Source organism: Kosakonia sp. N21, assembly GCF_050587465.1.
In the GTDB taxonomy this organism is placed as follows: domain Bacteria; phylum Pseudomonadota; class Gammaproteobacteria; order Enterobacterales; family Enterobacteriaceae.
The window spans coordinates 150,396-174,339 of record NZ_JBOBHR010000007.1 but is presented as its reverse complement, the minus strand read 5'-3'; the positions used below and the strand labels follow the sequence as shown (position 1 = coordinate 174,339).

Here is a 23,944-nt window from a genome sequence, read left to right as displayed (position 1 = left end):
GAATCATCATGGCTGCACAGAACAGAGGGTTGCTGCGTATCGCACCGTGGTTGCTGCCCATCGGGATTGTGATCGTCTGGCAAATCGCCTCATCGACTGGCTGGCTCTCCACCCGCATTCTTCCGTCACCGGAAGGCGTGCTGGAAGCCTTCTGGACGCTGAGTGCAAGCGGAGAACTGTGGCAGCATCTGGCCATCAGCTCCTGGCGTGCCGCGATTGGCTTCTCTATTGGCGGCAGCATCGGGTTGACGCTGGGGTTGATAAGCGGTCTGTCGCGTTGGGGAGAACGGCTGCTGGACACCTCTATCCAGATGTTGCGTAACATCCCGCATCTGGCATTGATCCCCCTGGTGATCCTGTGGTTTGGCATCGACGAGAGCGCGAAAATATTCCTCGTCGCGTTGGGTACGCTGTTTCCGGTGTATATCAATACCTGGCATGGGATCCGCAATATCGATCGTGGACTGGTGGAAATGGCGCGCAGCTATGGATTAACCGGTTTTGCGCTCTTTATCCATGTGATCCTGCCGGGCGCCCTGCCCTCTATTATGGTCGGCGTGCGCTTTGCCCTTGGCCTGATGTGGCTGACCTTAATTGTGGCGGAGACGATTTCAGCCAATGCGGGCATTGGTTACCTGGCCATGAACGCACGGGAGTTTCTGCAAACCGATGTGGTGGTGGTAGCAATTATCCTCTACGCCCTGCTCGGCAAACTGGCTGATGTCAGCGCGCAACTGCTGGAGCGCCTGTGGTTACGCTGGCATCCGGCTTATCATGAGAAGGAGGCAAATGCATGACGACCGCCCGACTCACTCAAGGGATCCCCTTGTTATTAAATGGCGTAAACAAGCACTACGGTGATAACGCCGTATTGAAGGGGCTGGATTTACACATTGCCGCCGGGCAGTTTATTGCCGTGGTGGGGCGTAGCGGCGGTGGCAAGAGTACCTTACTGCGCCTGCTGGCTGGCCTCGAATCCCCAAACAGCGGTGAACTGCTGGCAGGAAACACGCCACTGGCACAGATCCAGAATGACACGCGAATGATGTTTCAGGATGCCCGCCTGCTGCCGTGGAAATCGGTTATCGATAATGTCGGTCTGGGTCTGAAAGGCCCCTGGCGCGAGGCCGCACAACAGGCACTCCGGTCAGTGGGGCTGGCGCAGCGCGCAACGGAGTGGCCTGCGGCGCTCTCTGGCGGGCAAAAACAGCGCGTAGCACTGGCGCGTGCGCTGGTGCATCAGCCCGGACTGCTGCTGCTCGATGAACCGCTTGGCGCACTGGATGCGTTAACACGTCTTGAGATGCAAGCGCTGATCACGGAACTGTGGCAATTGCATGGGTTTACAGTCGTGCTGGTCACGCACGATGTCAGCGAAGCCGTGGCCATGGCCGATCGCGTCCTGCTGATTGAAGAAGGGAAAATTGGCCTGGATTTGGCCATCGATATCCCCCGCCCGCGCCGGACAGGTTCACTCAGGCTGGCGGAGTTAGAAGAAACCGTACTGAACCGGGTCATGCAGCGCGGCGAGTCAGAAAGCACGGTTGCGCCACAAACCCGCCACGCCTGAAAGCATGTCGACTTAGCCAGTCGGGAGGCGACATTGACAGGCCCGGAAAGCGTTGCGCTACCGGGCCTGATTGCCGGACTATGCCAGCGCTTTGCTGACTTTCTCGTACAGATCGCCGGACAGGTTCGGCAATGCTTTTAACTGCTCCAGCGCTGCGCGCATCAACGCCTGACGTTTGGCGTCATAACGTTTCAGGCGGATCAGCGGCTCGATCAGACGCGACGCCACCTGCGGGTTGCGGCTATTAAGCTCAGTCAGCATTTCGACCAGGAACTTATAACCGCTGCCATCCTGCGCATGGAATGCCGCCGGGTTGCTGCCGGCAAAAGCACCGATCAGCGAACGAATGCGGTTCGGGTTGCTCAGGCTGAATGAGCGGTGTTTCAGTAAACCACGCACTGTTTCCAGCACATTGCTCGCCGGGCTGGTGGCCTGCAGGATAAACCACTTGTCCATCACCAGACCGTCATGATGCCATTTGTCATCATATTCCTGCATCAGCGCATCGCGGCACGGTAACTGTGCGGCCACAGCGGCTGAAAGCGCCGCCAGCGCATCGGTCATGTTATCGGCGTCGTGATACTGCTGACTCACCAGTTTGTCACCCAGTTGTGCATCGCCAAAGGCCAGGAAGCGCAGGCAGGTGTTACGTAACGCGCGCTTGCCGATATCCGCATGTTCCACCTGGTAGTGGCTCAATTTGTTGGCGTTATACACAGCAAGGAACTCATCCGCCAGCTCAGTGGCAAGCGTACGCGTCAGGGCTTCACGCACGGCGGTGATCGCGGTGGGATCGATAACCTCAAACAGTTCGGCAATCTCATTCGCTGATGGCAGCGTCAGGATCTCGGCAGCAAGCGCCGGATCGATGACCTCGTCGAGCAGGATCGCGCGGAAGGCATCGGCCACATGCAGCGGCAACGACAACGCCTGCCCCTGCTGATGACGTGCAACATTCAGCTTGATATGCGTGGCCAGCAGGCTTTGCGCTGCATCCCAGCGGGAGAAATCGTTGCTGGCATGGCGCATTAAAAACGTGAGCTGCTGATCGCTCCATTTATATTCCAGTTTCACCGGCGCAGAGAACTCACGCAGCAGTGACGGTACCGGCTGGAAATAAACATTATCAAAGACAAACGTTTGTTCCGCCTGCGTCACGTTCAGTACGTGGTGTACCGGATGACCGCCTTTTTGCAGCGGGATCACCTTGCCTTCGTTATCGTACAACTCAATATCGAACGGGATATGCAGCGGCTGCTTATCTTGCTGCTCTGCCGTTGGCGGCGTGCGCTGGCTGATGGTCAGCGTGTACTGCTCGGTATTCGGGTTGTAGTCGTCCTGCACCGTCACAATCGGCGTACCTGCCTGACTGTACCAGCGACGGAAATGCGAGAGATCGATATTGGAAGCATCTTCCATCGCCTGCACGAAATCGTCACAGGTTGCAGCGCTGCCATCATGGCGCTCAAAATAGAGCTGCATCCCTTTCTGGAAGTTCTCTTCGCCCAGCAGCGTGTGCAACATGCGGATCACTTCAGCACCCTTTTCGTAGACTGTCAGGGTATAGAAGTTGTTCATTTCAATGACTTTATCCGGGCGAATCGGGTGCGCCATCGGGCTGGCGTCTTCCGCAAACTGCATGCCGCGCATGGTGCGCACATTGCTGATGCGGTTAACCGCACGGGAGCCGAGATCGGAACTGAACTCCTGATCGCGGAACACCGTGAGCCCCTCTTTCAGGCTGAGCTGGAACCAGTCGCGGCAGGTGACGCGGTTACCGGTCCAGTTATGGAAATATTCATGACCGATAACACGCTCAATATCGAGGTAATCTTTATCGGTCGCGGTATCCGTCCGGGCCAGAACATATTTCGAGTTGAAGATGTTCAGCCCTTTGTTCTCCATCGCCCCCATATTAAAGAAGTCGACGGCAACGATCATGTAGATGTCGAGATCATACTCCAGCCCGAAGCGATCTTCGTCCCACTTCATGGAGTTCTTCAGCGACGTCATCGCCCACGGCGCACGATCAAGATTACCGCGGTCAACATAGAGCTCCAGCGCCACTTCACGCCCGGAACGGGTGGTAAAGGTGTCGCGCAGTACGTCAAAGTCACCGGCAACAAGAGCAAACAAATAGCAGGGTTTCGGGAACGGATCCTGCCACTGAACCCAGTGACGGCCATCGCCCAACTCACCCTGATCAACACGGTTGCCGTTCGACAGCAGGAACGGATAGCGGGTTTTATCGGCAATCAGTTTGGTGGTAAATCGCGCCAGCACATCCGGACGATCGAGATACCAGGTAATGTGACGGAAACCTTCCGCCTCACACTGGGTGCACAGCGCTTCGCCAGACTGGTACAACCCTTCCAGCGCAGTATTCGCCGCCGGGCTGATTTCATTGACGATACGCAGGGTAAAACGATCCGGCAGGCCATCAATGACCAGTTGGTTGCCTTCTTCTATTTTATAGTTTGACCATGGGGCATCGTTCACCTGGAGAGAGAGCAATGTCAGCTCGCCGCCATCGAGGCGCAGCGGTACGACAGAGGCGCTATGGCGAGACACTTTACTCAGCGCGGTAACGACCGTTTTGGCGGCGTCGAGCTCAAAGGTCAAGTCAATATCGCTAATCAGGTAATCCGGCGCACGGTAATCGTGGCGGTATTTGGCTTGTGGCTGTTGTGTCATAAAAAACCTTTAGCATCTTCTGTTTGGTTACGACTCCAGTCTATTCCGGTTGCAGAAAACGCGCCACGCAGAATGTTCATCTTTTCAGAGGGAAAAGCTCTGGTTTGCTACATTCTGGCAACAGGAGGCACGAAATGCCATCGACCCATTCCGTGCGATATGGTGTGATCGGGGTTCAATAACCTGGTAAACAAGGTATACTCCAGCGACGACCTGCTTTGTTTATTGTACTAAACGCTCCTGTAAGAGGATGCTACTGCGCACCATGACTCAACTCGCTTTCCCTGGTCTGCAAACGCTGCTGGATACCGACGCTTACAAGCTGCACATGCAGCAAGCGGTGTTCCATCATTATTACGATGTGCACGTTTCAGCGGAGTTCCGCTGTCGTGGCGACGATCTGCTCGGCATCTACGCTGACGCGATCCGTGAACATGTGGATGCCATGCAACACCTGCGTTTGCAGGATGACGAGTACCACTGGCTGTCCGGCCTGCCTTTCTTTAAATCCGACTATCTCAACTGGTTGCGCGACTTCCGTTACGATCCGCAGCAAGTCGCTATTAGCAACGACAACGGCAAGCTCAACATTCGTCTCTCCGGCCCATGGCGCGAAGTGATCATGTGGGAAGTGCCGCTGCTGGCGGTCATCAGTGAAGTGGTGCATCGCTGCCGTTCGCCTCAGGCGGGCGTAGAGCAGGCTCTGCTGCATCTGGAAGCAAAACTGGCGGATTTTGCTGTGCGCACGGCCGGAAAGGATATGTCCCGTTTTCGCCTGATGGATTTCGGCACCCGTCGCCGTTTCTCCCGCGATGTTCAGCAGGCGATTGTTAAACGACTGCAGCAAGAACCGTGGTTTGTTGGCACCAGTAATTACGATCTGGCGCGCCGGTTGTCATTAACGCCAATGGGAACCCAGGCACATGAGTGGTTCCAGGCGCATCAGCAAATCAGTCCAAATCTCGCCACCAGTCAACGCGCTGCGCTGGCGGCCTGGCTGGAAGAGTATCCAACGCAATTAGGCATTGCGCTGACCGATTGCATCACCATGGATGCCTTTTTACGTGATTTTGGCCCGGAGTTTGCTACCCGTTATCAGGGGTTGCGCCATGACTCCGGGGACCCGGTGGAATGGGGGGAGAAAGCCATCGCCCACTACGAGAAACTGGGAATTAACCCTCTGACAAAAACGCTGGTGTTCTCCGATAACCTCGATCTGAACAAAGCGCTCGATCTGTATGGCCACTTTGCCTCACGCGTTAACCTTAGTTTTGGTATCGGCACCCGCTTAACCTGCGATATCCCCCAGGTGAAGCCGCTGAACATCGTGATTAAACTGGTGGAGTGCAACGGTAAACCGGTGGCGAAATTGTCCGACAGTCCGGGGAAAACCATCTGCCATGACAAGGCGTTTGTCCGCGCACTGCGTAAAGCATTTGATCTGCCCCAGGTCAAAAAAGCCAGCTAATCTCCCGGGAGCCAGACGGCTCCCTTCTTTTTGCCGACAATTTATTAATTGTTCCTGCGAATTCTGCTTGTCTGATGGCGTATGCCAGGTAACATAGATATCCCCCCTTATCGGGCGGACAAGTGTTTATTTTTTCCGACTATTAACAGAGAGAATATTATGAGCGTTGTGCCTGTAGCCGACGTATTCCATAGCCGCGTTGCCGTTGACAGCGAAGTCACCGTACGCGGATGGGTACGCACCCGCCGAGATTCTAAAGCTGGTATCTCCTTCCTCGCCGTTTATGACGGCTCCTGCTTTAATCCTGTACAGGCCGTTATTAATAATTCTCTGCCCAATTACAATGACGAAGTACTGCGTCTGACCACCGGTTGCTCCGTTATCGTCACCGGTAAAGTTGTGGCTTCGCCGGGCGAAGGCCAGAGTCTGGAAATTCAGGCAACCCACGTTGAAGTGACCGGCTGGGTTGAAGATCCGGATACCTATCCGATGGCAGCGAAACGCCACAGCATCGAGTATCTGCGTGAAGTCGCGCATCTGCGCCCGCGTACGAACCTGATCGGTGCCGTCGCACGCGTTCGTCATACGCTGGCGCAAGCGCTGCATCGTTTCTTTGATGAGCAGGGTTTCTTCTGGGTCTCCGCGCCGCTGATTACCGCCTCCGATACCGAAGGCGCTGGCGAAATGTTCCGCGTTTCCACACTGGATATGGAAAACCTGCCGCGCACAGCGGAAGGTAAAGTGGACTTTGACAAAGATTTCTTTGGCAAAGAGGCCTTCCTGACCGTTTCCGGTCAGTTGAACGCCGAAACCTACGCCTGCGCACTGTCGAAAGTCTATACCTTCGGTCCGACCTTCCGTGCGGAAAACTCCAACACCAGCCGCCATCTGGCGGAGTTCTGGATGCTGGAGCCGGAAATCGCTTTTGCCGATCTCGATGATAACGCCCGTCTGGCCGAAGCGATGCTGAAATATGCTTTTAAAGCCGTCCTCGATGAGCGTATGGATGACCTGAAGTTCTTCGAAGAACGCGTCGACAAAGATGCCATTGGCCGTCTGCAGCGCTTTATCGCAGCAGATTTCGCCCAGGTGGATTACACCGATGCGGTAGCCATTCTGGAGAAATGCGGTGAGACGTTTGAAAACCCGGTGTACTGGGGTGTTGATCTGGCTTCTGAACATGAACGCTATCTGGCTGAGAAGCATTTTAAAGCGCCAGTCGTCGTGAAAAACTACCCGAAAGATATCAAAGCGTTCTACATGCGCCTTAACGATGACGGGAAAACCGTGGCGGCGATGGACGTGCTGGCGCCGGGCATCGGTGAAATCATCGGCGGTTCTCAGCGTGAAGAACGTCTGGATGTTCTGGATGCCCGTATGGCTGAGATGGGACTGAACAAAGAAGACTACTGGTGGTATCGCGACCTGCGCCGTTATGGCACGGTGCCGCACGCCGGCTTCGGTCTCGGTTTTGAGCGCCTGATAGCCTACGTTACCGGCGTACAGAACGTCCGTGACGTGATCCCGTTCCCGCGCACACCGCGCAGCGCGACATTCTGATCGATCTGATAAGAACATGAAGGCCAGCCTGAGCGCTGGCCTTTTCTTTATCTCTGCCGCATCAACCAGTGTTCACAACGCAGACACATTTTTACTCACTTCCTTACCTTCCCGTTCATTTTCTGCACCAAATTGGGTTAGAACCACTCTGTACAAAAAATCAACACCGATGTTGTTGCCCATTTTTACCTCCATGTGATTTCGCACGTTTGGTTAAAAACAGAGCAGCCATCTGGATGGCTAAATCAAGTTATAAGAAAATACAGGATGAGAGGGATTCCGGGATAAGAAAAGCCGTTATCTCAATTAAATATAAGTAATTCATATAAATAGGAATGAAGATGCTGCTTTTAGCAGCAGTCAGTTCGGAATTATGAAGTGGTTCACAAAGTTCCCTAAAATTAATAAATTCTTACACAATATTTCTTTTTGTTACCGCTTTAAGACATTTGTAGCACTTTCAGGGTGGCGAAACGCTGACATGTTTGGAAAGATGCCTTTCAGACACAGAAAGACACCAAACTCTCATCAATAGTTCCGTAAATGTTTATTGACGGAATTTATTGGCGGCAGTGGCAGGTGTTAAAAAAAACCAATGAGGGTAATAAATAATGATGAAGCGCAATATCCTGGCAGTGGTTATCCCTGCCCTGCTGGTAGCGGGTGCAGCTAACGCTGCAGAAATCTATAACAAAGATGGCAACAAAGTTGATATCTACGGTAAAGCTGTAGGTCTGCATTACTTCTCTGACAACACTGATAACGACGGCGACAAAACCTACGCTCGTCTGGGCTTCAAAGGCGAAACCAAAATCAACGATCAGTTGACTGGTTACGGCCGTTGGGAATACAACTTCCAGGGCAACAACTCTGAAGGCTCAGATGCTCAGACTGACAACAAAACCCGTCTGGCATTTGCTGGTCTGAAATTTGGCGACGCAGGTTCTTTCGACTACGGTCGTAACCTCGGTCTGGTATACGATGCTATCAGCGTGACCGATATGCTGCCGGAATTCGGTGGCGATACCAGCAACAGCGATAACTTCTTCTCTGGCCGTAACGGTGGTCTGGCGACTTACCGTAACACCAACTTCTTCGGCCTGGTTGATGGTCTGAACTTTGGCGTTCAGTATCTGGGTAAAAACGATCGCGCTGGTAACGTAACTCGTTCCAACGGCGATGGCTGGGCGACTTCTGTAAGTTATGACTTCCAGGGCTTCGGCATCGTTGGTGCTTACGGCGCAGCTGACCGCACCAATAATCAGCAGGCTAACACCAATTACGGCACTTCTGGCGAAAAAGCTGAGCAGTGGGCAACTGGTCTGAAATATGATGCGAACAACATCTACCTGGCAGCTCTGTACGGTGAAACCCGTAATGCTACCCGCCTGAGCACCACACTTCCGGGTGACGACGATTCTACTAGCGGTTACCTGAACAAAACTCAGGACTTCTCTATTGTAGCCCAGTACCAGTTCGACTTCGGTCTGCGTCCGTCCATCGCTTACTACAAATCTAAAGCGAAAGATGTGGCAGGTGTTGGTAGCGAAGATTTCATCAACTACATCGAAGTGGGCGCAACTTACTACTTCAACAAAAACATGTCTACCTATGTTGATTACCAGATCAACCAGATCGACAAAGACAACAAACTGGGCATCAACTCTGACGACACCGTTGCCGTTGGTATCGTTTACCAGTTCTAATCAGTCACCCCTCGACTGTTATATGCATATCAAACAGGGCTACGGCCCTGTTTTTTTATGTCTGCGATATAAAGAGTGATGACTTTTGAAAAGTATCGCGCTTTTTATCGCAAACGGTTGGCAATTCCCGTATCTCCCGTTAACCTGATAGCGGATCTCCCTTCTGTCATCAAAATGGAACCTCGTCATGTTTGAGAATATAACCGCCGCTCCTGCCGATCCTATTCTGGGTCTGGCCGATCTGTTTCGCGCCGATGAACGCCCCAATAAAATCAACTTAGGGATCGGCGTCTATAAAGATGAAACCGGCAAGACCCCGGTGCTGACCAGCGTAAAAAAAGCGGAACTTTATCTGCTGGAAAATGAGACCACCAAAAATTACCTCGGCATCGACGGTATTCCTGAATTTGGCCGTTGCACCCAGGAACTGCTGTTCGGCAAAGGCAGCGCGATTATCAACGACAAACGTGCACGCACAGCACAAACCCCAGGTGGTACAGGTGGTCTGCGCGTAGCGGCGGATTTCCTCGCCAAAAATACCTCTGCAAAACGCATATGGGTAAGCAACCCAAGCTGGCCGAACCATAAAGGCGTCTTCAACTCTGCCGGTCTGGAAGTGTGCGAATACACTTACTACGACGCGCAGAATCACGCGCTGGACTTCGACGGTCTGCTGGCCAGCCTGAATAACGCACAAGCGGGCGACGTGGTGCTGTTCCACGGCTGCTGCCATAACCCGACCGGTATTGATCCAACGCTTGAACAGTGGGAGACGCTGGCGAAGCTGTCCGTTGAAAAAGGCTGGCTGCCTCTGTTTGACTTTGCTTACCAGGGATTTGCCCGCGGTCTGGAAGAAGACGCAGAAGGGTTGCGCGCATTTGCTGCGCTGCATAAAGAGTTGCTGGTTGCCAGTTCGTTCTCGAAAAACTTTGGTCTGTACAATGAGCGTGTCGGTGCCTGTACGCTGGTCTGTGCCGATGCAGAAAGCGCCGACCGCGCCTTCAGCCAGATGAAATCGGTCATTCGTGCGAACTACTCTAACCCACCAGCGCATGGCGCTTCCGTGGTGGCGACGATCCTCAGCAATGAAGCCCTGCGCGCAATCTGGGAACAGGAGCTGACCGATATGCGCCAGCGTATCCAGCGTATGCGTCTGCTGTTTGTGAATACGCTGCAGGAAAAAGGCGCGGATCGTGATTTCAGCTTTATCACGAAACAGAATGGCATGTTCTCATTCAGCGGCCTGACCAAAGATCAGGTGCTGCGTCTGCGTGAAGAGTTTGGTATTTACGCTGTGGCATCCGGGCGTATTAACGTCGCGGGCATGACGCCGGACAATATGGCGCCGTTGTGTGAAGCCATCGTTGCAGTGCTGTAATCAGCGCTGAAAAAAAGGGTCGCCACGGCGACCCTTTTTTATTTACCAGACAGGAAGCTCATCCTGCAAGAACGGGTTATGCAGCCGTTCATCACCCAGCGTCGACAGGGGGCCATGACCGGGGATAAAGGTCACGTCATCGCCAAGCGGCAACAGTTTGCGTTTGATGGAGTCAATCAGTTGCGCATGGTTGCCCTGCGGGAAATCGCTGCGCCCTACGCCGCCTTTAAACACCACGTCGCCGGAAATCAGCAAACGCGATTGCGCATCGAAGAACACCACGTGACCCGGCGTATGCCCCGGGCAGTGCAATACCTGTAAACTCACTTTGCCCACGCTGACCGTATCGCCTTCATCCAGCCAGCGATCCGGCGTCAGCGGCTGACAATCATCAAGGCCGAACATCCGGCTCTGCGCCGGTAAGCCTTGCAGCCAGAACTCATCTTGTTTTTCCGGGCCTATAATGGGCACACCATAATGCTGCGCCACTTCAGCCGCCGCGCCAACGTGATCGAGATGACCATGCGTCAGCAGGATTTGCGTGAGCGTCAGGCCGGAAGCATCCACTTCCTGAATAATACGCTCAGCATCACCGCCGGGATCGACCACGGCGGCGAGTTGGGTTTGTTCACACCAGACAAGCGAACAGTTCTGGGAGAATGCGGTAACCGGAATAATACGATAGTTCATGCTGCTCCTGTAGCTCAGGCCTGAGGTTTACCAGTGCCGAAGCGGCCCGGTATCAATATGCACAAAATTGCTGCTGGGGTAATATCCTACACCACCCGCGCGCAGAGATAACGCAGCTTTGCGAATATTGCTCAGAGAAATCCCTTCGATATGGAAATCCATGGCCTGGCCTTTGGTGTGATAACTTTTTTTCGCTACTCCACGGCTGTGCTCGCGAAGTTCATTATTGGTATCAACAGAACGATAACCAGAAACGAGTTGCACAGGTTTGCGTGTTCCTAACAGCCCCTGCAGACGATATAGCTGGTCAAACAGACCAGGATCGATGCTTTTGATCTTATTCGCGCGGTAATCACGGAAAAAGTGGTTAAGTTTTGCTAATTCATCCTGAATATAGCCCCTGCCGTCGAAAAACTCGGCTTTAATAGATTCTCCGGTATGAAGATTATTAAGCGTCAGAATACGCGGGCGCGGAGTAGAAAGGGTGGCAAATGCCTGCGTCGGCAGGAAGGATGCGCCGAGAGCGACTCCACCTAACGCAAGCAGTTTGCGACGATTAGCGTCAAATTTATCCATGATAATCAGGTCTTCAGGCAACATAAAATTGAACGTAATTTATGCACTTTTATGCGCACGAGAGGCACCTTACCGGGCATCAAAGTCCACGTCAAGGTTGCCTCATCCCAGCAAATACGGGCTCTGTAGCTTACCTGACCCGTTTTTCACCTTTTCTTACGACAACGTTATTTTACGAACTGCTTCATTTACCTGATTAATTGCTCCGCTTTTGGCAGGATTTGTGCGCCGGATCGCGCCGTCAGATCATAATTGTAAATATCTGTACGATACTGCGTGCGGCCATCAGCCCCGACAAACGCCGTCAAATAATAGAAATTGACCGGAATATCCTGACGGATATTAACGTAACGGGTATCCCCCTGCTTTAACGCATCGGAAATGCGCGTGTCATTCCAGCCCGCATCCTGCAGCAGCATATTCGCCAATTCAGACGCTTTATTCACGCGCACACAGCCTGAACTCAATGCCCGCGCCTCTTTCTGGAACAGGTTATGGTTCGGTGTATCGTGCAAATAGATGGCGTCAGAGCTCGGCATATTGAACTTATAGCGACCCAGCGAATTCTGCGCACCAGGTGCCTGCTGGAACCGGAAAGGCAGGTTTGATGGCGTAATCGTCGCCCAATCCACCATAGAAGGATCGATCGCTTCTTTGCTGTTCCAGCCACGCAGCACAGTATAGCCATGGCGTTCAAGGTAGCCTGGGTCATTCCACACTTTCGGCAGAATGTCTTTTCGCGCCAGCGTTGGCGGAACATTCCACGGTGGGTTGACCACGACATTATTCAGCGCGCTGCTCATCATCGGCGTCTTACGATCGGGTCGGCCGACAATCACCCTCGATGCCAGAACCTGGTTACCGTTCAGGTAATAAACCAGCGAATATTCCGGAATATTCACCATAATTCCGGTCGCGAGATTACCAGGCAGCAAGCGGAGGCGTTGAATATTCAGCGCCAGCACAGCTGCACGTTGCGCCGGGCTGACGTTAAGCCAGTCACGCGTTGACTGACCGATCACCCCGTCCGCATGCAGCCCCTGCCAGGACTGAAAGCGTTTTACCGCTTCGACCAGTTGACGATCGTAAGGACCACGCGCTGCAGCCGCTGCATGCGTTTTTTTCACCGGCTGAGCCGACGGGCTAACAGCGGCATCATCTCCCGGCAGCGCAATGTTGGGGCCGCCATCCAGCATACCGGTACGCTGCAAAATTTCGCGCAGCGCAACGATGTCGTTGCTCCACTGACCGGGGCGCAGGGACGCGGTATCTTTTAATTGCGGCCACGGGCGCGCATCGGCCACCAGCGACAACAGCGACTGGTGCATTGCCGTATATTGCGGGTGATGTGGAGCAAGGCTAGTGATGAAACCGGGCAGCGTGCCCTTATCCAGCGCCAGCTGCCACTGATTGATAACGGAGAGAGCCGGCGTCGCCAGCGTGTAGGGTTTGTCGCTGTAGAGCCAGCGCTGGCCCTTAGCCTGAATACCTTCAACAAAATGCAGATACCCCAGCATCGCATCCGACAGCACGATATCGCGCGCCAGACCGGACACCCCAGGATCGGTTAACAGCTCAACCCAGGTGGTAAATTGCGGCTGAAAACCGGCAATCGCCACTTCCGCCAGTTGTTGCTGAAACGCCTGCACCGCATCGCGGTTGTCCCACATGGGTTTTTGCCCCCGCGCAGCATAGAGCGCAGCGAGCTGATTCATATAGAGCGGCGTCCAGTTCGCGGGTAACTGCGACTGCAACTGCGCGCGTACCGCAGCGACGGAAACACCGGCAGGATAAGGCGCGACGCCTGCCATCATTGCCGTCGCAGGCGACTGTTCCAGCGGTTGTGCAAGGACTGTCGGTTGATCGCCCTGCGTGGCTGAACTATCAACAGGTATCACTTCAGGCTCATCGGCCTGCACACTAAACAGCGGAGCGAATGCAAATGCCAGACACAAACTCAGCGCCGACATTCGACGACCATACAACTTCTCAAGCAACATCCCTTGCCCCCTGTTTCTCTCACATTGCGCATGACAAATTCGTCAGCTTTCTATCAGTATATAAACAGCAAAAACCATTTGCCTGACCTGGTGTAAAGAAGTTTAAAGATAAAAAACCGGCAGGCATAGCGTTCAAAAATAAAAAAGGGCGACATATATGCCGCCCTTTGAATTCATCACAAACGCTATGAGGCGTCTGCGGTACCCGGCAATGTTTCCGGTAGTTGCGCCGCGAAGCCGCGCAGACCGACCACATGCACATGTTCATGATTCTGGAAGACTTTACGCACCAGTTTATACGTAGTGCCTTTTTCCGGGCTGATATTTTCCGGCGCGGCAATGATCAACTGCATCTCCAGACGTTCGCACAGCTCGAACAACGTCGCAATGGAACGGGCGTCGAGACGCGCCGCTTCATCGAGGAACAGCAGACGACACGGCGAAATATCTTTGCCGCGCAAGCGACGGGCTTCATCTTCCCAGCTCTGCACGACCATCACCAGAATCGACATCCCGGTACCGATAGCCTCCCCGGTGGAGAGTGCGCCGGATTCCGCACGCAGCCAGCCATCGGAGCCACGGTTAACTTCCACTTCCATCTCCAGATAGTTGCGGTAGTCCAGCAGCTCTTCACCAATGGTCTGCGGCGTACGCTGGCCCATATCGATTTGCGGGTTCAAACGCTGATACAGTTTCGCCAGCGCTTCCGAGAAGGTCAGGCGGCTGCTGTTAAACAGATCCTGATGCTGCTCGTGTTGCTCAGAGAGCACCGTCAGCAACGTGGCATGGCTTTCCCGCACATTCACATTCAGGCGTACGCTGTTAACCTGGCCGAAGGAGACGCTTTGCAGTCCCTGGTTCAGCATACGAATACGGTTCTGCTCGCGCTGGATGGTTTTACGAATAATGTTCGCCACGCTACGGGAGCTGATTGCCAGTTTCTGTTCGCGGGAGGTCAGCTCTTCCGTCAGACGGCTGAGTTCGATCTCCATCTGTTCAATGGCTTCAACCGGATCGTCAGTACGAATAATATCCTGACGGATACGCTCGCGCAGATGCTGATACACGGCGACAAAGAACTGGATCTTGCGCTCCGGACGTTTCGGATCTTCCGACATACGCAGCACGTCGCGAAGATGCTCATTGTCTGACACCGCCAGACGCAATGCCCCCAACGCCTTATCCGACATCGAACGCAATTCGTCAGCAGAGAGATAAGCCAGCTCACGGCGGTGCAAACGACGTTCCACGCCATTGTCTTTCACCATGCGCATCACCGCACACCAGCCCGCTTTTGCGGTCACCACCTGCTCGCGCATCTCATGATAATCACGTTCCAGCTTGCGCAGTCTGCGGGTCAGGTTATCCATCTCCGCTTCACAAAAAGTGATCGCTTTTTCCAGTTGATTACGACGGGCACGGTTGGTGGAGAGTTGCGCATGCAGTTCGTCGCGGCGAATACGCGCCCGCTCTTCCGCGCCGCCATCCGCGCGGACGCCGATGTCCTGCAACTCTTTTTGCAGATCGTTAAGCAGCTCTTTTTTGGTATCAAACGAACTCTTCAGCGAAGCCAGCACCTGGTTGTACTGACTGTACTGCGCTGCATGGCTACGCATCGCTTCACGGGCTTTGGTACGTTCCGCTTCCGCCTGCTCCAGGCGCTGACGCAGTTTTTCGTTGAGATCGTTGTTGCCGTTAAACATTTCAGCCGCATCGGAATAGCTGAAATGGGCGCGACGTTGAACCACTTCCGCCAGCACAAACGCCTGCTGACGTGCATCACGCTGCACCTGCTGGGAGGCAGCGTAATCTTCTTTTAACTGTTCAAACTGCTCCGGATCGCTTTGCAGCACCGACACCATCGGTTCCAGTTTTGCCAGCTGGTTGCCAAACTGCTGAATAAAGCGGGCGGCTTCCTGCGCCTCATCCAGACGCTCCTGGATCTCATCCACGCGATCCGCCAGCGTGTCGTCAGTCAGCAAGTTGATGCGTGGCAACAAGCGGTTAAGCTGCGCCACGCCCTCTTTCGCCAGATCAAACTGTACGCGACTTTGCTGGTTGTCGTTTTCATGGGCGCTGATGGCGCGCTCCAGCTCGCCGCGGCGGCTGTTGAGCGTGCGGATCTCCGCTTCCGGATCGTCTTCGAACGCCACCGCCAGATGGCTGCCAATAAAGCGACTGAACGCCTGATGCAGACGCTGCGTTTTTTGCACATCGAAAGAGAGGGTGGCAAAACGCTCCGCCAGTTCTTCACGTTCGGCGTGCAGGCTTTCAATACGGCTTTCGCGGGCCGCGCGGCCAAACAGCGGCAGCGACGGGAAACGGGAGTAGCGCCACTGGCGATCGGCGATCTTCACAACCACCGCTTTTTCCAGCTCATCAACGCTAAACACGCTGTCATCAAAGGACTGCGGATCCCCTTCAATCAGATAGAGATCTTCCGGGCAATCATCCAGACCTTCCAGCATTTCGGCGATCTGCGACAGATCAGGCACCACAATGGCATGGCGCGACGGACCGTACAGCGCAGAGTAGTACGGCGCATCGTCAATGCTGACATCATCGTAAATTTCCGACAGCAGCACACCGCCAAAGCGTTCCGCCAGCGCATTCAGACGCCCGTCTTCCGCGCCGCCAGGCTGGCTTAAACGTTCAATTTCGTCATCCACTGCGCGTTTGCGCGCGCCGACTTCGTCACGTTCAACGATAGCTTCGCGCTCACGCTCCAGCAGTTGTTGCAGGTATTCAGTCACATCCTGACCGGATTCAAACTGCTCGCCGCTCTGCTCACTCAGTTGCGTCAGGCTGCTCTGCGCTGCCAGCCAGACAGGGGCGCGTTTAGTCAGTGACTGAATGCGTGATTGCAGTTGCTCCAGTTCCTGACGCATCGCCATGCGCTGTTCACCCGCAGCAGCAACGTTATCGGACAGTGCCGCGATTTGCGCTTCCAGTTGCTGATGCAGCGCCTCTAACTCTTCGGCGTCGTACTGCTTGCCCTGACGTTTGCAGAACTCCGCCAGCAAACGTTCAGCGTCCTGCTGCTCGCGCAGACGCTGCTCCAGCTCATTCAGTCGCATACGCAGCGGCTGAACCTGCTCTGCTAAATGGCGCTGGTTAACGCCATCGCGCAATAAGTCGCGGGCGACATCCCAGGCTTCATCACGGGCCAGCGGGCCATTGATTGCCGCCACCAGTTGATACGCTTGCTCAAACTGGCTGTGCGCCGTCTGGGCAACGCTCAGTTTTTGATCCAGTGACAGCAGTTTTTCCGTGGCTTCCAGCTCTTTCGCCTGGAAGGTTTCCAGCCACTCATCGGCGGTTTCCGCCGTCAGATCCGGCAGACGGCACAGCTCTTTCGCACGCTGTAACGCTTGCAGAGCCTGGTTGTACTGGATAGCGCGGGTTTGCTGCACGTCCAGCGCCTGCTGGTAGTCGGCAAGCTGGCTTTTCAGCTCATCCACTTCCAGTTCCGCCGCATCGGCACGGGCTTCGTTCTCTTCCTGGCGCTCAGCGGCTTCCGCCACCACTTCATGCTGCTCTTCGAGACGAATGCTCAGCTCATCCAGATCCGCTTCATAACGTTCAATTTTTTCCTGCTGACGCAGTGCGGTCTGCACCAGATTCAGGTGATCGCTGGCGGCCTGATAATCCGCTTCCAGATCCCCTTCCGATCCGGCGTGCTCAGAGAGCTCGCGCGCCATATCAACATGCTTGTATTGTTCCGCCGCCAGTTGCTGACGCGAGGTAAACAGTTCACGACGGAACTCCAGTGCCTTGTCCAGATGCACCCGACGTTCGTTAGCGTGGCGCATATAATCCGCCGCCACATAGTTGGTGGCTTCACTGATTAAATGCTTAAACAGATCGCGATCCGACTGGGTCACACGGATCGCTTCCAGCGTCATGCGGTTTTCGCGCAGCGCGGCTTCCATGTCCTGGAACGCCTTACGAACGCCGCTGTTTTCCGGTAACAGGTAATCACGCAGAGAGCGGGTAATGGCGCTGGAGATCCCGCCGTACAGCGAGGCCTCAATCAGGCGATAGAACTTACTGCGATCCGAAGCAGAACGCAGACGCCGCGCGACAATGCCCAGATCGAACATCAGCGCATGGTAGTCGGTGATGGAGTTGAACTGCTTAAACTGTACGCCTTCCATCGCATCCAGTTTGTCTTTCACTTCCTGCAGCGACAAAACTCGCGCCTGGCGTTCGTTCAGGGTTTCCGTCAATAACTGGGTCGGCAGCACGGCTGTCGGCAGGCCCTGAATGGCAAACGGTTTGATGTCCACTTTGCGATCGCGACCAGCAACCTGCTGCAGACGCACCCCCACCAGCACACGCTGATGACGGGAGTTGATCACATCGAGCACCGAATAACAGACACCCGCTTTTAACTTCCCGTGCAAACCCTTATCGCGGGAGCCCGACGTGGCCCCGGCTTCGGTGGTGTTACGGAAATGCAGCAGCGTCAGATCCGGGATCAGTGCGGTGACAAACGCCGCCATAGTGGTGGATTTCCCGGCGCCGTTCCCCCCGGAGAGGGTGGTTACCAGCTCATCCAGGTCAAAGGTGCGGGCAAAAAAACCGTTCCAGTTAATCAGCGTTAGCGAACGAAACTTACCGCGATCGATCATTACTCTTCCTCCGAGCTATCCGGCTGATTGTCTTCAGGCTCATCATTGAGCTGCAGGTGGTTTTCGACAGGCATCGCTTCACCGTCGCGGATCATGCGCAGTTGCGCCTCGCGCGGATCATCGCCTGAACGGACATCCGCGCCAAAGCGGAACACCGATTCAGTGATGCGAAACTTGCTGCTGTCATTACCCATAAACCAGATCATGCCAAGGCGGCGCAGACGGTTTAACGAGGAGCGCACCTTTTCCTGCAGTTTTTGCCGGTCCAGGTCAGAACCGGTTGAGCGGTTGTTAACCAGCTTCAACAGTTTCGGTTCGTCCGCCAGCGACAGCAGCTCGTCATACAGTTCCTGCTGGGTGAAGATCCCTTCATTGGCCAGACGTTCCGGGCTGAGATAGAGGTAGCAGAGGATTTTGCCGACCATCATATCCAGTTCGGAAAGCACCGAACGCGGGATAAGCGTGGTTGAACGCGGGCGCAGGTAGAAGAAACCTTCCGGCGCGCGGATCAACTCAACGTTGTAGCGGGCATAAAACTCTTCCAGGTACTCCTGGAAATCCATTAAAAAGGCGTGATTATCCAGCTCGTCGAGACCAATATGTCTGCCCGAGCGTAGTGCGCTGTCCAGCGCCGGAAACAGCGAGTTAGCCAATGCCTGCGCCAGTTTAACCGGCATCACTTGTTCAATATTTGTCGATGACATGCGCCTGTACCTTGGCTCCGTAATCATTAATCGGCTGCCATTTCGGCGGCAGGCCGGTGAAATCTGCTTGCGCTACGCCGAGACGTACCGCCTGATCAACCACAATGCGCGCAATGTCGAAATGACGAACGCGTGGATACTGCGCCAGATACTCGCGGGCCACCAGGCCAAGATCCAACGGCACCCCTTTGGTCTTATAAATTGCCAGTTGCTGCTCGATCATCGCCGCAAGCTGCTCGCGTATTTCGTTAAACTCTTCGAACTCCAGATCCGGTGGAAGTTCGCCGGTGACTTCTTCGTCGCGCAGCGCCATCTCTTCATCGCGCATATCGAGTAAGCGGTCAGCATTGGCGTAAGTCAGTGCCCATGGGGCGTCGAAATAAGACTGTACTGACTGGCGCAGACGTTGGGCAAAGACGCGGTTTTTATCCATATCAATGGCGGTACGGATAAATTTATGCACGTGACGGTCATAGCCGATCCACAGGTCAATCGCCTGTTGGCCCCAGCTCACAATGCGGTCCAGCTTGCTTTGCAGGTTGAACACCAGCTGGTCGAGGAACTCCAAATCGCTGTGCGCCATGGTCGCATCCTGGATGCGCAGCAAATTGGCCTGCAATTTGTCTCCGGCGGCTTCCAGCGTGTCCTGCAACTCACGCAGGGTGCCGGAGGTTTCCGACAGCAACATTTCGCAACTGGAAATCGCCGCACGCCAGTCTTTGTTCAGCAACTGGGCAATGTCATCTTTCACCTGCTGCTGCTGCTCATCCATCACGCGCTGGGTGAGATCGATACTGTCGAAGATCTCCGCCACCGAATATTTTAACGGCGCATAGACGTTACGGTGCCAGTGAAACTCATCACCGCCCTCGTCCGCCGCGTCGGCAGCGCGTTTTAACTCCCCCGCCACGATCGACAACTGCATCGAGAGGCGCAGCGTAGAAAACTCGCGCTGACGGATGTAGTAGTCCGTGATCCCGATACCCAACGGCGTCAAACGGTAGATCGCATTGCCTTCCGTTAACTCACTGGTGAAACGGTTTAATAAACGCTGACGCACCATATCGTTAATGGCGTTGTTGGCACGCTGAATGATGGTTTCACTGGTTTGTTCAAATGCATCACTCACATAACGAAAGGCATCCACCAGCTCGCCTTCGCTCATTTCACCGTCCAGACGCTCGCCGTTAAGCGTGGCGACAGCCAGCAAAAAAGAGAGCCTGTCGACCGGTAGCGAGATGGAGAAATCATTCTTTCTGGCCCAGGCAACCAGTTCGGGGACTGTCTGGGAAAATTCACTCATCGTTTGTCCTTCCATCGATTTGCGGCCTAAGCGCGGTCACGTGAATATAGCGGCCGAGACTGATGTACGGCTCCTGGCGGCAATAGCGCGTTTCCAGTTCAAGCAATGCATCGAAACAGTCGTGCTGCTGGTGTTTCTCGCGAAGGTAATCGTGAAAAACACGTACACCGGTTTTACCGGTTATCTGCCAGCCAATCTGTTCAAGCCAGCCGTAGACGTCCGCTGGAACGCGCGGATGGTCCGGGGAGAGAGTCCGTTTTTTACGTTTCGGCATACCGGCCCGCACGTAATCAAAATTCCCTGCCACCATATTGTGCATCAATAGCCCGCCGGCGTTATAGAACATCAACGACAACGCACCGCCAGGGCGCAGCACCGACCATAAGGTCTGCAATACGCTGACGGGTTCCGCGACCCATTCAAGCACAGCATGGAACAATATCAGATCAACCGGCGATTCCAAATGCTGCGCAATGTCCTGAGCGGCGCATTGTACGAAATGCATGTTACCGCTCACACCTTTCTCGTCTGCCGCAGCCTGCGCGCGTGCAATCATCTCTTTTGACACATCGCACAGCGTCACCTGATGGTCGCGCTGCGCCATACGGATCGCCGTTTGCCCTTCTCCGCCGCCAGCATCCAGCACGTGTAATGTGCCTGGTCCCATTGACGCCAGCAATACATCAAGATCCTGCCAGAGGATTGCCTGACGCAACTGGCCTTTGGTGGTGCCATAGATATTGCGTGAGAATTTCTCCGCGATGTCGTCGAAATTTCGATCCTTCATGACCGCTCCACGCTTGCGACAAAACCGCTATTTTGTCACAGCCGTAACGATAATGAACCCACCTGATGTAAGATCCGCTGAAATCACCTGCTGTATGCTCAAAAAGGAGACGGATACGGTGCTTTTTACCCTCAAAAAATACATCGGTGGCCTGATGCTGCCCCTGCCTTTCTTGCTTTTACTGATCGGCTTGGGTCTCGCGCTGGTGTGGTTCAGCCGCTGGCAAAAAACCGGCAAAGCGGTTGTCACCCTTGGCTGGGTGGTGTTGCTGCTGCTAAGCCTGCAGCCTGTCGCCGATGGGCTATTAAAACCTATCGAAGATAAATACCCCACCTGGCGCGGCACACAGCCGGTAAAATATATCGTGATCCTCGGCGGTGGCTATACCTGGAACGACGACTGGGCCCCCAGTTCTAATCTGATCAGCAACAGCTTACCGCGGCTCAATGAAGGGATCCGCCTGTGGCTGGCGAACCCTGGCGCGAAACTTATCTTTACCGGCGCGGCGGCTAAAACCAACCCGGTCAGCACTGCCGAAGCCGGTGCGCGCGTGGCGGAAAGCCTGGGCGTGCCACGTAGCGACATCATCACGCTCGATGAACCGAAAGATACGGAAGAGGAAGCGGCGGCGGTCAAAGCAGCGATTGGCGATGCGCCTTTCCTGCTGGTCACCTCCGCATCGCATCTGCCACGGGCAATGATCTTTTTCCAGCATGTCGGGCTGCATCCTCTTCCCGCCCCTGCCAACCAGCTGGCGGTCACCTCACCGCTTAATCCCTGGGAACGGGTTATCCCCTCCCCGGTCTGGCTGCTGCACAGCGACCGGGTGGGATATGAAACGCTGGGAAGAGTCTGGCAGTGGCTGAAAGGCAGCTCAGGAGAGCCAAGGGAGCAGTGATTTAGAGGCCAGTTCGAAGTTGGTGCGGCTGAATTGCCCGGTATTTACCAGTTGCGCCACTTCGTCCCATAACAGATACAGCCAGCGTCGCCAGAGGAACGACTCTGCCACTGGCGCACGCTGTAAGTAGTGCCAGAGCAGACCTTCCGCCTGCGCGCCATCGGCCAGACGGAACAGTTCATATTCACGCGGCGCCCACAGCATAATGCCCGGCCCGACCATCGCCAGTAACTGATCGCTACGGGCATCTTTCAGCATGCTACGCAGATTAAAGCTACCGTGCACCAGCACACAATTATCGTTAAACCCTTCAAACAACGCAGGCAGGCACTCCCGGGTGCGAAACAGCACGCGTTTATCCTGCATTGTCAGCCCGGTATTGTGATACTGATTCAGGGTGGTCCACAGCACTTCTACGCGCTGGCGATACCAGGATGGCCAGATATTTTCCTGCGTGCTATCGACCGTTCCTACGCAGCCGTGACTGTCCTGCCGATGCCAGGCGAGCAGCCCTTCGACAATCTGATCTTTCAGTTGCTCCCAGCGTTCCGGCGTACGGGCAGGCGCTTCAACGGGAACACCACGCAGACGCTCAATCAGCAGCACATCCGGCCCCGGATGCTCTTCATGGGTCATGACGCCGTAGACCACCGGCATCCGCACCGTACCGCTGCGTGCAAGCATTGAAATTTTCCAGGCCAACTGTCGCGCAAGACCCGGCGTGGAGAAGCTTCTCGCCAGTAATGGCATCGGGTTGCCCTTACTGTCATATAAGGACCAGAGTGCCGAGTCAGGTTTTTCGCTGACGCACTCCATACGACTCAATTTTTCTCCCAGCAGATGACTTAGTTCGGCGCGCAGTTGTTCCATAGCAGATGCCCTCATCAAGACTACTGCTTTTATAATGAGCGCCAGGGCGCGAGATGTCACCCTGATGAGATCAAAACAGTTTAAGAATTTAGCGGCTTGAAGAGAAATCCCCTCCGAATGAAGGGGATGAGGAGATTAATGCAGTTCCGCGCGAACGCGCTCCAGATCGTCTTGTGTATCAACACCAGTGCCGGGAACAACGCTTGCCACCGCGACATGTATTTTCTCGCCATACCAGAGCACACGCAGTTGCTCCAGCATCTCAATCTGCTCAAGCGGGCTGGTTTGCCAGCTGACATAACGGCGAATAAAACCGGCGCGATAGCCGTAAATGCCAATATGACGCAGGAAGGTGTCGCCAATCGTTTCGCGGGAAAGCGCAAAGCGATCACGATCCCAGGGAATGGTGGCGCGGGAAAAATAGAGCGCATAACCTTCGGCATCCATCACCACTTTCACCGCATTCGGATTGAACGCCTCTTCCGCACTGTGAATCGGCACGGCCAATGTCGCCATGCCGACCTCGCGCGCGGCCAGGTTCTCTGCAACCTGGCGGATAATAGCCGGTGGGATCATCGGCTCATCGCCCTGCACGTTGACAATCACGGTGTCATCGCTGAAACCGCATTTTTCCACCACTTCTGCCAGACGCTCAGTCCCGGACTGGTGATCGGCACGGGTCATACACACTTCACCGCCCACAGCTTCCACTGCATGTTTTACCGCTTCGTTATCCGTAGCCACGATGATGCGTTCAGCCCCCGATTCACGGGCGCGCTCCAGCACATGCACCACCATCGGTTTACCATTAATATCCACTAAGGGTTTACCCGGCAGGCGTGTTGAAGCATAACGAGCAGGAATTATCACCACAAAACTCATGGACGGCTCTCTTCGGCAGTTAACGAACGCGCTTCGTTTTCCAGCAGTACTGGAATACCTTCCCGGACAGGAAAGGCAAGGCTATCCACTTTGCAGATCAGCTCCTGCTTATCCTGGGTGTAGTAAAGTTTGCCGTTACAAACCGGGCAGGCGATGATTTCAAGTAAACGGTGATCCATTTTTCCTCCTGATGCACCGACAATTAACGGGTTAAGCTTAACATA

18 protein-coding genes are annotated in these 23,944 nt (G+C 54.6%); 7 read left to right on the top strand and 11 right to left on the bottom strand.

Going from position 1 to position 23,944, the window contains the following annotated elements; translation table 11 throughout:
• Positions 1 to 8 precede the first annotated feature (8 nt).
• Together ssuC and ssuB are read left to right on the top strand one after the other, a co-directional pair.
• Positions 9 to 797: an aliphatic sulfonate ABC transporter permease SsuC gene (gene ssuC / locus ACQ3G7_RS17950; protein ID WP_430890871.1), complete on the top strand. Its 789-nt coding sequence runs from the start codon at positions 9 to 11 to the stop codon at positions 795 to 797.
• Positions 794 to 1,570 (top strand): aliphatic sulfonates ABC transporter ATP-binding protein, encoded by a 777-nt coding sequence (gene ssuB / locus ACQ3G7_RS17945; RefSeq protein WP_430890869.1) that lies wholly within the window; start codon positions 794 to 796, stop codon positions 1,568 to 1,570. The genes ssuC and ssuB overlap by 4 nt, the downstream gene beginning before the upstream one ends.
• Before the next feature lie 78 nt (positions 1,571 to 1,648).
• Here the strand turns inward: ssuB and pepN are convergent, their stop codons facing one another.
• Positions 1,649 to 4,264 carry an aminopeptidase N gene (gene pepN / locus ACQ3G7_RS17940; protein ID WP_430890867.1) on the bottom strand — a complete coding sequence of 872 codons (2,616 nt, stop codon included), beginning with the start codon at positions 4,262 to 4,264 and terminating at the stop codon, positions 1,649 to 1,651.
• Positions 4,265 to 4,529: 265 nt separating this feature from the next.
• Between pepN and pncB the strand changes: the two genes are divergently transcribed.
• From pncB to ACQ3G7_RS17920, 4 genes are all read left to right on the top strand, one after another.
• A complete protein-coding gene (pncB, locus tag ACQ3G7_RS17935; RefSeq protein ID WP_430890865.1) occupies positions 4,530 to 5,732 on the top strand; it encodes a nicotinate phosphoribosyltransferase in 1,203 nt (400 codons plus the stop codon).
• A 159-nt stretch (positions 5,733 to 5,891) separates the two neighbouring features.
• Positions 5,892 to 7,292, top strand: coding sequence for an asparagine--tRNA ligase (gene asnS / locus ACQ3G7_RS17930; protein ID WP_430890863.1), 1,401 nt, complete (start codon positions 5,892 to 5,894; stop codon positions 7,290 to 7,292).
• A 611-nt stretch (positions 7,293 to 7,903) separates the two neighbouring features.
• Positions 7,904 to 8,998, top strand: coding sequence for a porin OmpF (gene ompF / locus ACQ3G7_RS17925; protein ID WP_430890861.1), 1,095 nt, complete (start codon positions 7,904 to 7,906; stop codon positions 8,996 to 8,998).
• Positions 8,999 to 9,185: 187 nt separating this feature from the next.
• Positions 9,186 to 10,376, top strand: a complete 1,191-nt coding sequence (locus tag ACQ3G7_RS17920) for an amino acid aminotransferase (RefSeq protein ID WP_430890859.1) — start codon at positions 9,186 to 9,188, stop codon at positions 10,374 to 10,376.
• A gap of 42 nt (positions 10,377 to 10,418) precedes the next feature.
• Here ACQ3G7_RS17920 and ACQ3G7_RS17915 read toward each other — a convergent pair whose 3' ends face one another.
• The 7 genes from ACQ3G7_RS17915 to cmoM form a co-directional block, all read right to left on the bottom strand.
• On the bottom strand, positions 10,419 to 11,066 hold the full coding sequence (locus tag ACQ3G7_RS17915) for an MBL fold metallo-hydrolase (RefSeq protein ID WP_134318369.1): 648 nt from the start codon (positions 11,064 to 11,066) through the stop codon (positions 10,419 to 10,421).
• A 27-nt stretch (positions 11,067 to 11,093) separates the two neighbouring features.
• On the bottom strand, positions 11,094 to 11,642 hold the full coding sequence (mepK, locus tag ACQ3G7_RS17910) for a peptidoglycan L,D-endopeptidase MepK (RefSeq protein ID WP_263097273.1): 549 nt from the start codon (positions 11,640 to 11,642) through the stop codon (positions 11,094 to 11,096).
• Positions 11,643 to 11,830: 188 nt separating this feature from the next.
• A complete protein-coding gene (ldtD, locus tag ACQ3G7_RS17905) occupies positions 11,831 to 13,642 on the bottom strand; it encodes a L,D-transpeptidase (RefSeq protein ID WP_430890856.1) in 1,812 nt (603 codons plus the stop codon).
• A 185-nt stretch (positions 13,643 to 13,827) separates the two neighbouring features.
• The gene (gene mukB / locus ACQ3G7_RS17900; protein WP_263097275.1) at positions 13,828 to 18,276 is read right to left on the bottom strand and encodes a chromosome partition protein MukB; all 4,449 of its coding nucleotides are present in this window, start codon (positions 18,274 to 18,276) and stop codon (positions 13,828 to 13,830) included.
• Positions 18,276 to 18,980 (bottom strand): chromosome partition protein MukE, encoded by a 705-nt coding sequence (gene mukE / locus ACQ3G7_RS17895; RefSeq protein ID WP_061494688.1) that lies wholly within the window; start codon positions 18,978 to 18,980, stop codon positions 18,276 to 18,278. Before mukE ends, mukB begins: the two co-directional genes overlap by 1 nt.
• Positions 18,961 to 20,283 carry a chromosome partition protein MukF gene (gene mukF / locus ACQ3G7_RS17890; RefSeq protein ID WP_134318371.1) on the bottom strand — a complete coding sequence of 441 codons (1,323 nt, stop codon included), beginning with the start codon at positions 20,281 to 20,283 and terminating at the stop codon, positions 18,961 to 18,963. The genes mukE and mukF overlap by 20 nt, the downstream gene beginning before the upstream one ends.
• The gene (gene cmoM / locus ACQ3G7_RS17885; protein WP_430890854.1) at positions 20,276 to 21,070 is read right to left on the bottom strand and encodes a tRNA uridine 5-oxyacetic acid(34) methyltransferase CmoM; all 795 of its coding nucleotides are present in this window, start codon (positions 21,068 to 21,070) and stop codon (positions 20,276 to 20,278) included. Before cmoM ends, mukF begins: the two co-directional genes overlap by 8 nt.
• A gap of 118 nt (positions 21,071 to 21,188) precedes the next feature.
• On the opposite strand from cmoM, the gene elyC reads away from it, so the two are divergent.
• A complete protein-coding gene (gene elyC / locus ACQ3G7_RS17880; RefSeq protein ID WP_430890852.1) occupies positions 21,189 to 21,968 on the top strand; it encodes an envelope biogenesis factor ElyC in 780 nt (259 codons plus the stop codon).
• Here elyC and ACQ3G7_RS17875 read toward each other — a convergent pair.
• The 3 genes from ACQ3G7_RS17875 to ycaR form a co-directional block, all read right to left on the bottom strand.
• Positions 21,945 to 22,838: a YcbJ family phosphotransferase gene (locus ACQ3G7_RS17875; RefSeq protein ID WP_430890850.1), complete on the bottom strand. Its 894-nt coding sequence runs from the start codon at positions 22,836 to 22,838 to the stop codon at positions 21,945 to 21,947. The two genes, elyC and ACQ3G7_RS17875, sit on opposite strands and share 24 nt — an antisense overlap.
• A 135-nt stretch (positions 22,839 to 22,973) precedes the next feature.
• Entirely contained in the window at positions 22,974 to 23,720 is a 747-nt protein-coding gene (gene kdsB, locus ACQ3G7_RS17870; RefSeq protein ID WP_430890848.1) for a 3-deoxy-manno-octulosonate cytidylyltransferase, read from the bottom strand.
• Positions 23,717 to 23,899: a protein YcaR gene (gene ycaR / locus ACQ3G7_RS17865; protein ID WP_263097281.1), complete on the bottom strand. Its 183-nt coding sequence runs from the start codon at positions 23,897 to 23,899 to the stop codon at positions 23,717 to 23,719. The genes kdsB and ycaR overlap by 4 nt, the downstream gene beginning before the upstream one ends.
• Between the last annotated feature and the right edge of the window lie 45 nt (positions 23,900 to 23,944).

Coding starts and splice junctions, on each gene's coding strand:
- ssuC (WP_430890871.1), top strand. CDS start 9: ATGGCTGCACAGAACAGAGGGTTGCTGCGTATCGCACCGTGGTTGCTG.
- ssuB (WP_430890869.1), top strand. CDS start 794: ATGACGACCGCCCGACTCACTCAAGGGATCCCCTTGTTATTAAATGGC.
- pepN (WP_430890867.1), bottom strand. CDS start 4,264: ATGACACAACAGCCACAAGCCAAATACCGCCACGATTACCGTGCGCCG.
- pncB (WP_430890865.1), top strand. CDS start 4,530: ATGACTCAACTCGCTTTCCCTGGTCTGCAAACGCTGCTGGATACCGAC.
- asnS (WP_430890863.1), top strand. CDS start 5,892: ATGAGCGTTGTGCCTGTAGCCGACGTATTCCATAGCCGCGTTGCCGTT.
- ompF (WP_430890861.1), top strand. CDS start 7,904: ATGATGAAGCGCAATATCCTGGCAGTGGTTATCCCTGCCCTGCTGGTA.
- ACQ3G7_RS17920 (WP_430890859.1), top strand. CDS start 9,186: ATGTTTGAGAATATAACCGCCGCTCCTGCCGATCCTATTCTGGGTCTG.
- ACQ3G7_RS17915 (WP_134318369.1), bottom strand. CDS start 11,066: ATGAACTATCGTATTATTCCGGTTACCGCATTCTCCCAGAACTGTTCG.
- mepK (WP_263097273.1), bottom strand. CDS start 11,642: ATGGATAAATTTGACGCTAATCGTCGCAAACTGCTTGCGTTAGGTGGA.
- ldtD (WP_430890856.1), bottom strand. CDS start 13,642: ATGTTGCTTGAGAAGTTGTATGGTCGTCGAATGTCGGCGCTGAGTTTG.
- mukB (WP_263097275.1), bottom strand. CDS start 18,276: ATGATCGATCGCGGTAAGTTTCGTTCGCTAACGCTGATTAACTGGAAC.
- mukE (WP_061494688.1), bottom strand. CDS start 18,980: ATGTCATCGACAAATATTGAACAAGTGATGCCGGTTAAACTGGCGCAG.
- mukF (WP_134318371.1), bottom strand. CDS start 20,283: ATGAGTGAATTTTCCCAGACAGTCCCCGAACTGGTTGCCTGGGCCAGA.
- cmoM (WP_430890854.1), bottom strand. CDS start 21,070: ATGAAGGATCGAAATTTCGACGACATCGCGGAGAAATTCTCACGCAAT.
- ACQ3G7_RS17875 (WP_430890850.1), bottom strand. CDS start 22,838: ATGGAACAACTGCGCGCCGAACTAAGTCATCTGCTGGGAGAAAAATTG.
- kdsB (WP_430890848.1), bottom strand. CDS start 23,720: ATGAGTTTTGTGGTGATAATTCCTGCTCGTTATGCTTCAACACGCCTG.
- ycaR (WP_263097281.1), bottom strand. CDS start 23,899: ATGGATCACCGTTTACTTGAAATCATCGCCTGCCCGGTTTGTAACGGC.